The sequence below is a fragment of the Janthinobacterium sp. TND4EL3 genome (assembly GCF_900156175.1).
Taxonomy (GTDB): domain Bacteria; phylum Pseudomonadota; class Gammaproteobacteria; order Burkholderiales; family Burkholderiaceae_D; genus Janthinobacterium.
Map to the genome: position 1 here is coordinate 18852 of NZ_FTMV01000032.1, position 9619 is coordinate 28470.

Genomic DNA, 9619 nt, shown 5'->3' on the forward strand with positions numbered 1-9619 from the left:
TTCCGGGATCAGCGGAAGATCACCACGCCGCCGGGCAAGCTGGTCATCTGCGCGCCCGTCAAGTCGCGTATCATCGCCAGCGCGCCATCCATCTGGGCGATGGAAAAGCGCATGCGCACGAGGCGCCGCCCCAGTTCCGGGTTGCGCAGCAGCACGCGGCCGGGCCGGTAGCGGTTGATTTCGGCCACCACCTCGGCCAGCGGCTTGCCGGCAAACGACAGCGCGCCCGTGCGCCACGCGCTGGCCTCGCCAGGCGCCGCCGTGGCCGCCTGCACGCCGCGCCCGTCATAGACCACTTGCCGGCCCGCGTCCAGGGTCAGGCGCCGCTGTTGCCAGACGACTTCCACGGCGCCAGCCAGGCAGGTGACGCAGACGGCGTCGTCCGTGTGGCGCACATTGAAGCGGGCCGCCTGCGCCAGCAGGCGCCCGGCGCCCGCCACCACGCTGACGGGCTGGCGCGCGCCGCTGGCGAGGATTTCCGCCTCGCCGCCCAGCAGTTCGATGGATTCGGGCGCCCGCACATCGATGCGCGTCTGCGTATTCATCTGCACCGTCATCTGTGGCGACAGGGCCACTTGCCGCTGTTCGCCCGTGCCCGTGCGGTAGTCGGCGCCCATCTCCTGCAGCGACGGCCAGGCGTCCAGGGGCGGACGCAGGGCCAGCGCGGCCACACCGGCCGCCAGCGCACCGCCGAGAAAGGCGCGCCGCCCCGGGCGCAGCGGAAACGCCAGCACGTTTTCCCGCTGCGGCGCGGCGGCGGCGCGGGCCAAGGCGGGATCGAGCGCCTGCCACAGCTGTTGCAGTTCGCGCCAGGCGCGCGCATGGTCGGGGCTGCTGGCGCACCAGGCGCGCAAGGCGTCGGCGTCGGCGCGCGTGAAATCGTCGGCACGCAGGCGCGCCCACCAGGCGGCGGCTTGCTGGCCGATGACGGCATCGCTGTCGGCAGTAGGAGAAGGCCCGCGTTGATCGCGGTCAGAAGTATTCATGAGCATTATCAATATTTACGGCGGCCCGCCACATCGCTGCGCTGGGCGGCCTCGGCGTCGGCCATGCACGTTTTACAGTGTTGCATGGCGGCCTGCAATTCTTTCTTCACCATCGCCACGGAAATGCCGAAGCGCTCGGCAATGTCCGCATTGAGCATGCCGTCGATGCGCGCCGCCGTCAGGATGGCGCGGCGGCGCGGCGACAGGCCCGCCAGCGCCGCGTCGAGCGCCTGCACGTCGAGGCGGGCGGCGACGATGCGCGCCGGGTCGCTGACATCGTTGCCGCCCTCGTCAGCCATGTGCATCAGCTCCTCGCGTTCGCGCTCGGTGACGATGATCTGGTCGCGCCGGTAGGCGTCCGTGGCGATATTGGCGGCCATGCGCAGCAGGTAGGCGTCGGGATTGTGCACGGCGGCCGGCTGGGCCATCGCTTCGAGGCGCAGCCAGGTTTCCTGCAGCGCATCGGCCGCATTGTGCTTGCAGCCGACGACGCGCTCAAGGCGCCAGCGCAGCACGGCGTAGCGGCTGCTCAGGTGGCGTTTGAGCTTGCTGCGCAGGTCGGGCAGGCTCATGGCGCGGGCCTTCCCGGCGCGCGGGCGGCGCAATCGACTTCCGCGCCCGGCCCTTCCGGCAGCAGCAGGATGGACACGGGCTGCGGCATGGCCGGCAGCGGCGCCGCGCCCACCTGCATGCCCAGCACCAGGCGGGCGATGGCCGTGTCGCGCGCGGGCAAGCCCGTGCTGTCGAGCAGTTGCACCCGCTCCACCACGCCGGCGCGGTTCAGGTACAGCTGCAGCGCCAGGCGGTAGCCGCCGGGACGCGTCTGCGCCGCGCGGCACAGCAGTCCCAGCAGCACATGCTGCAGCCGGCTCACGTAGGCCGCCACATCGGCGCCGCCCTGGCGCGCGCCCGGTATGTCGGCGGCGGCCACGACGGCGGCCGGCGGCGGCTTGGGCGTAGCGGCGGCGCCGGCCGGCGCATACACGGTGACGGCTTGCGCGTCGGACTGGCGCGCCTGCAAGCCCGTGCCCGTCAACAGGATTTGCAGCGCCGCGCCGGGCGCATGCGCGCCGCGCACGGCGCCGGACTGGCGCTGCGCATGGCGCTGGTCCATCAGCACGGCGATGCCCGTGCGGCGGCTGTACAGGTCGAGCGCATCGCCGAGGTTTTGCGCGGCGATATCGAACTGCAGCACGGCGCCATCAGCGGCGGCCTGCGCCCGCACGGAACCGGCAGCGGTCAGAAAGCCCAGCAGGACCAGGTATCCCGCCAGCGCAAGCACGTGAACGGATGCCGGGCTGCCTGTCATATCGCTATCGTGTCGCTATCGTGAAAGGGTGGAAAGACACCGCATGGGAGTGTTATCAAGTAACAATTCTTGCGTCAACTGCAATAGCCTACACAGCAAAAATGACGGCTTCGTGACATGCCGTAACGGCGTAAATTTCGCCATGCGGGACATCGAGCACGGCGGCAATTTCGGCTACACTGGCTGCTACTTTCCCTTTCAGACGCCTGATGATCGAAAAGAACCTGCCCGAGCTGGTCATGCTGAAACGCCTCATCGACGAGGGCGGCAGCCACCTGGAAGTGGCCACGCCCTGCAGCATCGCCATGGATGGGCGCGAATTTCCCGTGTACACGATTGCCCTGGGCAATCCCAGCCCGGACGTGCCCGCGCTGGGCTTTTTCGGCGGCATCCACGGCCTCGAACGCATCGGCACCCAAGTGCTGCTGTCCTTCCTGGAAAGCCTGTTGGCGCGCCTGCGCTGGGACGCCACCCTGCACCGGCAGCTGGAAACCATGCGCCTCGTGTTCATGCCGCTGGTCAATCCCGGCGGCATGTGGCAAGCCACGCGCTGCAATCCGCAGGGCGTGGACCTGATGCGCAACGCACCGCTGAGCGCGCGCGAAAGCGTGCCGTTCATGCTGGGCGGCCAGCGCTACAGCCGCCGCCTGCCGTGGTACCGGGGGCCGCAGGGCGCGCCGATGGAGCCGGAAAGCGCAGCCGTGTGCGAGCTCGTCGAGCGCGAACTGCTGGCGCGCCAGTTCAGCATGGCCCTCGACTGCCATTCCGGCTTCGGCTTGCGCGACCGCATATGGTTCCCGCACGCCCATACCAAGGTGCCGATCGCGCATCTGGCCGACATTGGCGCGCTGGAAGAGCTGTTCAGCGAAAGCTATCCCAACCACAACTACGTGTTCGAGCCGCAAAGCCGCCAATACCGCACGCACGGCGACCTGTGGGACTATCTGTATTTGAACGGCACCAGCTACAGCGAGCGCGTGTTCCTGCCCCTGACCCTGGAAATGGGCTCCTGGCTGTGGGTCAAGAAAAACCCGCGCCAGCTGTTCAACCGGGTCAGCATCTTCAATCCCACGGCCGCGCACCGCCTGCAGCGCGTGCTGCGCCGGCATCTGGTGTGGTTCGACTTCCTCATGCGCGCCGCCAGCAGCCACGGCCGCTGGATGCCCGAGGGGCTGGCGAGAAAAGCCCAGCGCCGGCGCGCCCTGGCGCAATGGTACGAATCATGAACTCGCCCACCTGGGTTTTGTTGCGCGGCCTGATGCGCGAACAGCGCCATTGGGGAAGCTTCCCCGCCACGCTGGCGCGCGTCCTGCCCGGCGCCCGCATCGTCACGCCCGACTTGCCCGGCAACGGCGAGCGACACGCCATGGACAGCCCCACGCGGGTGGCCGAGATGGTGGAATTTTGCCGCGAGGATTTATCCGCACGGGGCATCGCCCCACCCTACCGTTTGCTGGCCCTGTCGCTGGGCGGCATGGCGGCCGTCGAATGGGCGCAGCGCTATCCGCACGAAGTCGCCTGCTGCGTGCTCGTCAACACCAGCATGCGGCCATACAGCCCGTTTTACCGGCGCCTGCGCTGGCAGAACTACGGCGCCCTGCTGCGCCAGCTGCTGCTGGGCGACGGGTGCAGCCAGGAAGCATTGATCTTGCGCCTGACCAGCCGCAGGCATGCCCATGGCAATCCCGCGCTGCTGGCCGACTGGCTCAGCTACCAGCAGCAATACCCGGTCAGCCGCCGCAACGCGCTGCGCCAGCTGCTGTCGGCCGCCCGCTACCGCGCGCCGCTCACCCGCCCGGCCATGCCCGTGCTGGTGATGGCCGGCGCGCAGGACCGGCTGGTCGACCACTGCTGCTCGCAGCGCCTGGCGCGCGCCTGGCAGGCCGATTGCCTGATCCACGGCGGCGCGGGCCACGACCTGCCGCTCGACGAGGGGGAATGGCTGGCGCAATCGGTGGCGCGCTGGCTGGGGGAAGAAGTGACGGACCAAGCCGCTACAGGGCAGTCATCATGCGGATAACAAACCAGCATGATGACCAACTGGCGGCGCTGGCTGAGGCCGGCGTGCACGAACACAAGTCGATGAGTCCTACAAGCGCAGGCTGACGGCAATGGCCAGCAGCAGCGCGCCGGCCGCCGCCAATAGCGCGCTATTAAAACTGTGCGACTGCGCATACAGGCCGCCTGCCAGCACGGGGCCGATGATCTGGCCCACGCCGTACACGACCGTCATGATGGCCATCATGTTGGTTCCGGCCTTGGCGGCGGCCCGCTGCGCGGTCGGCATGGCGATGGTTACCGTGCCGACGAAGGTGCCGCCGACGAGGATGGCGCTGAGCAGATAGGCGGCGGCCGACGGTGCCAGCACGGGCAAGACCACGCCCAGCGCCTGCAGCAGCAGATTGAGCCGCAGCGCGCGGCGCGTGCCCAGGCGCTCGTGCAGCCGGTGCCACAGGAAGCACGACGGCGCCGCGCCCAGGCCGAAGACGGCCCACACGTGGGCGGAATTGAGACCGGGCAAGGCCGCGCCCACCAGCACGGGCAAATACGTGGCCGTGACGATGTAGCCGAGCCCCGCCAGCCCGTAGATCAGCACCAGCGGCCATGGCGCCACGGACGCCAGCGCCGGTGCAGCGGCTTGCGGCGGCGTAGCGTGCGGCGCCTGGCCGCCGGCAGCCATGGCCGGCGCGGCCGCCAGCCCCGCCAGCACGGTGACGCCGGCCAGCAGCAGCCACATGCCCGCGCTGTGCCAGCCCAGCTGCGACGCCAGCACCAGCAATTCGGCCGACACGGCAATGCCGGCGCCCACGCCCGCATACAGCAGCGGCGCGCCGCGCGCCTGCCCGCGCTGCACCAGCAGCCACAGCGAGGCCGCCACCATGGCCAGGGCGCTGAAGACGCCCGCCGCGCAGCGCACCGCCACGAAGAGCCAGACGGGCATCGGCAAGGCCAGCACGCCCAGGCACAGCGCCGTGCCGCCCACCGACCACAGGCACAGCCGGTGCGCGCCCGGCGCCCGTGCGCGCATGGCCAGGATGGCGCCCAGCAAATAACCGGCATAGTTGGCCGAGGCGGCCAGGCTGCCGTCGCGCAAGCTCAGTGCGCCTTCCTCGACCATGTGCGGGTAGATGGCCGTGAAGGCAAAGCGGCCAAAGCCCATGCCGATGGCAAGAATGAGCGCCGCGGCGATGGCCGCGCGCAAGCGGGCGACCCCGCTCACGGCGCCGCCTCGCCCAGTTGCGCCAGCAAGTGCCGGAAGGCGGGCACGTCGAAGCCGGCGCGCCACACGAGCACCGTGTCAGCCTGCCCGGCGGACAGCGTTGTCAAGGTGGCCGGCGCGTCCGACAACGCCAGCACGCTGGCCGGCAGCACGGTGACGCAGGCGCCGGCCGCCACGCAGGCGATCATGGTGTGGTAGGAACTCAGCTCCTGCACGCGCCACTGCGTGCTGCCGCCCACGCCCAGCACCTCTTCGGCGATGGCGCGGTAGGTGCAGCCTTGCGGAAAAGCCGCCAGCGAGCGCGTGCGCACGTCCGCGGGGCGCCGCGCCTGCGCTTCGCTGGCCGGCAGCAGCAAGCACAGTTCCTCGCGCCACACGGCTGTCGACGCCAGGCCCAGCTCCGCCAAGGCGGCGGCGCCGCCGAAGGCTGGCGGCAAGGCCACGAAAGCGCAGTCGAGCAAACCCGTGCGCACTTGCTCGATCAGGGGGCGCGACGGCCCCGTGCTCAGCGCCAGGCGCGTGTCCGGATGGCTGGCGTGATACGCGGCCAGCAGCGCCGGCAGGCGGCTGGCCGCCGTGCTTTCCATGCTGCCCACGCGCAAGGTGCCGCCCTCGCGCCCGCCCGTGACGACGTGGCGGGCCTCGTCCGCCAGCGCCAGCAGGCGCTGCGCATACTCGAGAAAGCGCTCGCCCGCCGCCGTCAGGGCCATGCGTTTATTGGCGCGCACGAACAGCTCGGCGCCGATATCGGCTTCCAGCTGCTGGATGCGCGTGGTGACGCCGGACGGCGCGCGGCCCAGCCTGGCTGCGGCCTGGGTGACGCTCAGTTCACTGGCCACGGCGCAGAAGATCGTCAGGGATTCCATGTCCATCGTGTTCTCATTTGAAGAATTATTATGCTATTATATTCTCAAAATAAGAATTGACTGCAGCATCCTCAACTTGATGAAGGACACATCATGAGTTCGTCCCGGCGCTTCCTCGACCGTCTCGGCATGCAGCACCCCATCATCCAGGCGCCGATGACCGGCGTCTCCACGCCGCGCATGGCGGCCGCCGTCTCGAACGCGGGCGGCCTCGGTTCGCTGGCCATCGGCGCCGGCACCGTGGCGCAGGCGCGCCAGATGATCGCCGACACGCGCGCGCTGACGGACCGCCCCTTCAACGTGAATGTGTTCTGCCATGCGCCGGCGGCGCGCGATGCGCGGCGCGAGGCCGCCTGGCTGGCCCATCTGGCGCCCCTGTTCGCGGAGCTGGGCGCGCCCGTGCCCGTGGCACTCGCTGAGATATATCATACGTTTCTCGGCAATGAGGCGGCGTTTGCCCTGCTGCTGGAACAGCGTCCCGCCATCGTCAGCTTCCATTTCGGCTTGCCGGCGCGGCAGCAGATCGCCGCCCTGCGCCAGGCTGGCATCTACACGATGGCCACGGCCACCAATCTGCGCGAGGCGCTGCTGATCGAACAGGCGGGGGTCGACGCCATCGTGGCGCAGGGCGTGGAAGCGGGCGGACACCGGGGCGCGTTCGACCCGCAGGCGCCCGATGAGCGCCACAGCACATCGGTGCTGCTGCGGCTGCTGGCGGGCCGCACTACGCTCCCCCTGATCGCCGCCGGCGGCATCATGGATGGACAAGGCATCCGCGCCGCGCTGGACCTGGGCGCCGTGGCAGCCCAGCTGGGCACGGCCTTCGTGCTGTGCCCGGAATCGTCGGCCAACGCGGGCTACCGCGCCAACCTGCAAAGCGCGCGGGCCGCAAGCACGCGCCTGACCAGCGTGCTTTCGGGCCGCCTGGCGCGCGGCATGGTGAACCGCCTGATCGAACACGGCGAAGCGCCGGGCAGCCCGCCGCCGGCCGATTATCCCGTCGCCTACGATGCCGCCAAGCAACTGAACGCGCTGGCAAGCCGGCATGGCGACAGCGAATTCGCCGCGCAATGGGCCGGCCAGGGCGCGCCGCTGGCGCGGGAAATGGGGGCGGCGCAGCTGGTGGCCGCCTTGCTGCGGGAAATGGCGGCTTGATGCACGGATGCCGCTGACATGACACGCCGATTGGCCGACAAAAAACCCGACTGGGTCCGGCACGCCAGGCCGGTAGACGGCATGGAGCGCATCGAAGCCTGGTTTCAGGGCAACGCCTATGCCATGCACCGCCATGACACCTATGCCATTGGCCGCACGCTGGCCGGGGTCCAGAGTTTTCATTACCGGCGCGGCAAGCAAAACAGCTTGCCTGGCAACACCATGGTGCTGCATCCCGACGAGGCCCACGACGGACAGGCGGGCAGCGGCGAAGGCTTCCAGTACCGCATGATGTACGTGCCACCCGCACTCTTCCAGGACGTCCTCGGCGGACAGGCGCTGCCCTTCATCGAAGGCGGCGTGAGCAGCGACGCACGCGTCGCCGCGGCAACGGTGGCCTTGCTGCACCCCGTCCACCATGCGCCCGAAGCGCTGGAGCAAAGCGATGGACTGGCCGAGCTGGTGCACGCGCTGGCCGCCGTCGCCGGCCTGCCCGCACGCCGCCACGGCGGCGATTTCCTTGCAGCACGGCGCGCCCGCGAGTATCTGCACGCCCACCACGAACGCGGCGTCACCCTGGAACAGCTGGAACGGGCCACCGGGCGCGACCGCTGGAGCCTGTCGCATGATTTTCGCCTGTTCTACGGCACCAGCCCCTACCGCTACCTGACGATGCGGCGCCTCGATGCCGTGCGCCGCCTGCTGATCGCGGGCAGTTCGCTCGCCCACGCCGCCGCCAGCGCCGGCTTCGCCGACCAGAGCCATATGACGCGGCATTTCTCGAAGGCATTTGGCATGACGCCGGGACGCTGGCTGCGCATCGTACAGGGCGCCGGGCCCGGCTGACGCCACCACGATCGTTCAATACGGGTGCGCGCCGCCGGCGTATCGTTGGCACATCTACATTGAATGGAGAAAACCATGTCCCAGTCCCCAAGCCACGCCACCATGCCGCTTGACCGCGGTCAATGCAAGAGCATCGACCTGGCCAGCAAGGTGGCGCTGATCCACGAACAGTGGCAACCACGTGTCGTAGCAGAGATGAATGATTACCAAATCAAGGTCGTCAAGGTGCAAGGCGAATTCCAGTGGCACCGGCATGCTGAAACGGACGAGACCTTTTTCGTCCTCGAAGGCGAACTGCGCATCGATTTGCGCGGCGCTCCAGCGGGCGATGGCGCCATCGTGCTGCGCGCCGGCCAGATGGCCGTCGTGCCGAAGGGCGTCGAACACAAACCGTGTGCCGACGCGGAAGTCAAACTGATGCTGATCGAGCCGCGCGGCGTGGTCAACACGGGCGATGGCGCCAGGAGCGCGCGCAGCGCCGAAAACGACCAGTGGGTTTAAGCCGCCCCCGTCGCCGCTGGCAGCCTGGTCCTGCGCGCCTTAGTCATGATACGGCCTGGCATGCATGGGCGCGCCAGCCTGGCGCTCATCTCCGTCATTACCCTGGCATCTTGCGCCACGTCAAATAAAATGACACAGCGGCCATCCTTTTCGACAGCACCCGAGCCGCTGAGGAAAACAATGGCTATGTCACCGTCAAGTGTGGGAACTCTCCCAGTGCGGCCTTCAATAATGTTTCTGGGGAGCGGATGCGCCCGGCGTCCAGTATCCAGCGCCATGCCAGGTAATTCGGCAGGTAGCGGCTGGCCACGCCATGGAAGATGCGCAGCCATTCCCGCAAGCGGCTGTGATACGCGTTGACGTTCTGCACGTGGGCGGCGCCCTGCACGCGGATGCCGGCGTGCAAGTTGACGGCCTGGTGGCTGATGCCCGCTTCCGCAGCGAAAGCCCGGTAGGCGGCATGGCCGTCAGTGACCAGCAAGACGTCCTTGTCGATCACGGGTGGCAGGCAGGCATGCAGCTGCACCTTGGTCAGCGCCCCTTTTCCCGTGACGAAATCGAGGGTTTGTCCCGTGCGGTCGCGCGCCACCACGATGCAGACCTGTTCACTGGAAATGCCGCGCTGGCGGGCGTGGCCGCCCCGGCGGCGTGCCGGACGCGTCAGATGCCTGGATCCCTTTTCCGATTCCAGCAGATACAGCTCGTCGGCCTCGGCGATGCCGTGCAGGCACAGCGG

General features: G+C 69.0%; 11 protein-coding genes. 5 read left to right on the forward strand and 6 right to left on the reverse strand.

Annotation, left to right across the window (positions count from 1 at the left end; all coding sequences use genetic code 11):
• Positions 1–8 precede the first annotated feature (8 nt).
• Genes BXA07_RS27915 through BXA07_RS27925 form a run of 3 tightly spaced genes read right to left on the reverse strand, consistent with a single transcriptional unit; the run spans position 9 to position 2295 of the window.
• Complete coding sequence (locus BXA07_RS27915) at positions 9–986, reverse strand: FecR family protein (protein ID WP_076572971.1); 978 nt, start codon at positions 984–986, stop codon at positions 9–11.
• 8 nt (positions 987–994) lie between these two features.
• On the reverse strand, positions 995–1558 hold the full coding sequence (locus BXA07_RS27920; RefSeq protein ID WP_076572972.1) for an RNA polymerase sigma factor: 564 nt from the start codon (positions 1556–1558) through the stop codon (positions 995–997).
• Entirely contained in the window at positions 1555–2295 is a 741-nt protein-coding gene (locus BXA07_RS27925) for an STN domain-containing protein (RefSeq protein WP_139335819.1), read from the reverse strand. Before BXA07_RS27925 ends, BXA07_RS27920 begins: the two co-directional genes overlap by 4 nt.
• A gap of 209 nt (positions 2296–2504) precedes the next feature.
• Here BXA07_RS27925 and BXA07_RS27930 point away from each other — a divergent pair, with 209 nt between their 5' ends.
• Positions 2505–3521 carry a M14 family zinc carboxypeptidase gene (locus BXA07_RS27930; RefSeq protein ID WP_076572963.1) on the forward strand — a complete coding sequence of 339 codons (1017 nt, stop codon included), beginning with the start codon at positions 2505–2507 and terminating at the stop codon, positions 3519–3521.
• Positions 3518–4315: an alpha/beta fold hydrolase gene (locus BXA07_RS27935; RefSeq protein ID WP_076572964.1), complete on the forward strand. Its 798-nt coding sequence runs from the start codon at positions 3518–3520 to the stop codon at positions 4313–4315. Before BXA07_RS27930 ends, BXA07_RS27935 begins: the two co-directional genes overlap by 4 nt.
• A 69-nt stretch (positions 4316–4384) precedes the next feature.
• On the opposite strand, the gene BXA07_RS27940 is transcribed toward BXA07_RS27935, so the two are convergent.
• Together BXA07_RS27940 and BXA07_RS27945 are read right to left on the reverse strand one after the other, a co-directional pair.
• Entirely contained in the window at positions 4385–5515 is a 1131-nt protein-coding gene (locus tag BXA07_RS27940) for a YbfB/YjiJ family MFS transporter (RefSeq protein ID WP_076572965.1), read from the reverse strand.
• A complete protein-coding gene (locus BXA07_RS27945; protein ID WP_076572966.1) occupies positions 5512–6387 on the reverse strand; it encodes a LysR substrate-binding domain-containing protein in 876 nt (291 codons plus the stop codon). The genes BXA07_RS27940 and BXA07_RS27945 overlap by 4 nt, the downstream gene beginning before the upstream one ends.
• Positions 6388–6474: 87 nt before the next feature.
• On the opposite strand from BXA07_RS27945, the gene BXA07_RS27950 reads away from it, so the two are divergent.
• The 3 genes from BXA07_RS27950 to BXA07_RS27960 all read left to right on the forward strand — a co-directional run bounded on the left by BXA07_RS27950 (position 6475) and on the right by BXA07_RS27960 (position 8883).
• Positions 6475–7536 (forward strand): NAD(P)H-dependent flavin oxidoreductase, encoded by a 1062-nt coding sequence (locus tag BXA07_RS27950; protein WP_076572967.1) that lies wholly within the window; start codon positions 6475–6477, stop codon positions 7534–7536.
• 18 nt (positions 7537–7554) lie between these two features.
• Positions 7555–8382: an AraC family transcriptional regulator gene (locus tag BXA07_RS27955; RefSeq protein WP_076572968.1), complete on the forward strand. Its 828-nt coding sequence runs from the start codon at positions 7555–7557 to the stop codon at positions 8380–8382.
• A gap of 75 nt (positions 8383–8457) precedes the next feature.
• Positions 8458–8883, forward strand: coding sequence for a cupin domain-containing protein (locus BXA07_RS27960; protein WP_076572969.1), 426 nt, complete (start codon positions 8458–8460; stop codon positions 8881–8883).
• A gap of 184 nt (positions 8884–9067) precedes the next feature.
• On the opposite strand, the gene BXA07_RS27965 is transcribed toward BXA07_RS27960, so the two are convergent.
• On the reverse strand, positions 9068–9619 hold a 552-nt coding region (locus tag BXA07_RS27965), incomplete at its 5' end, for an IS1595 family transposase (protein WP_139335820.1).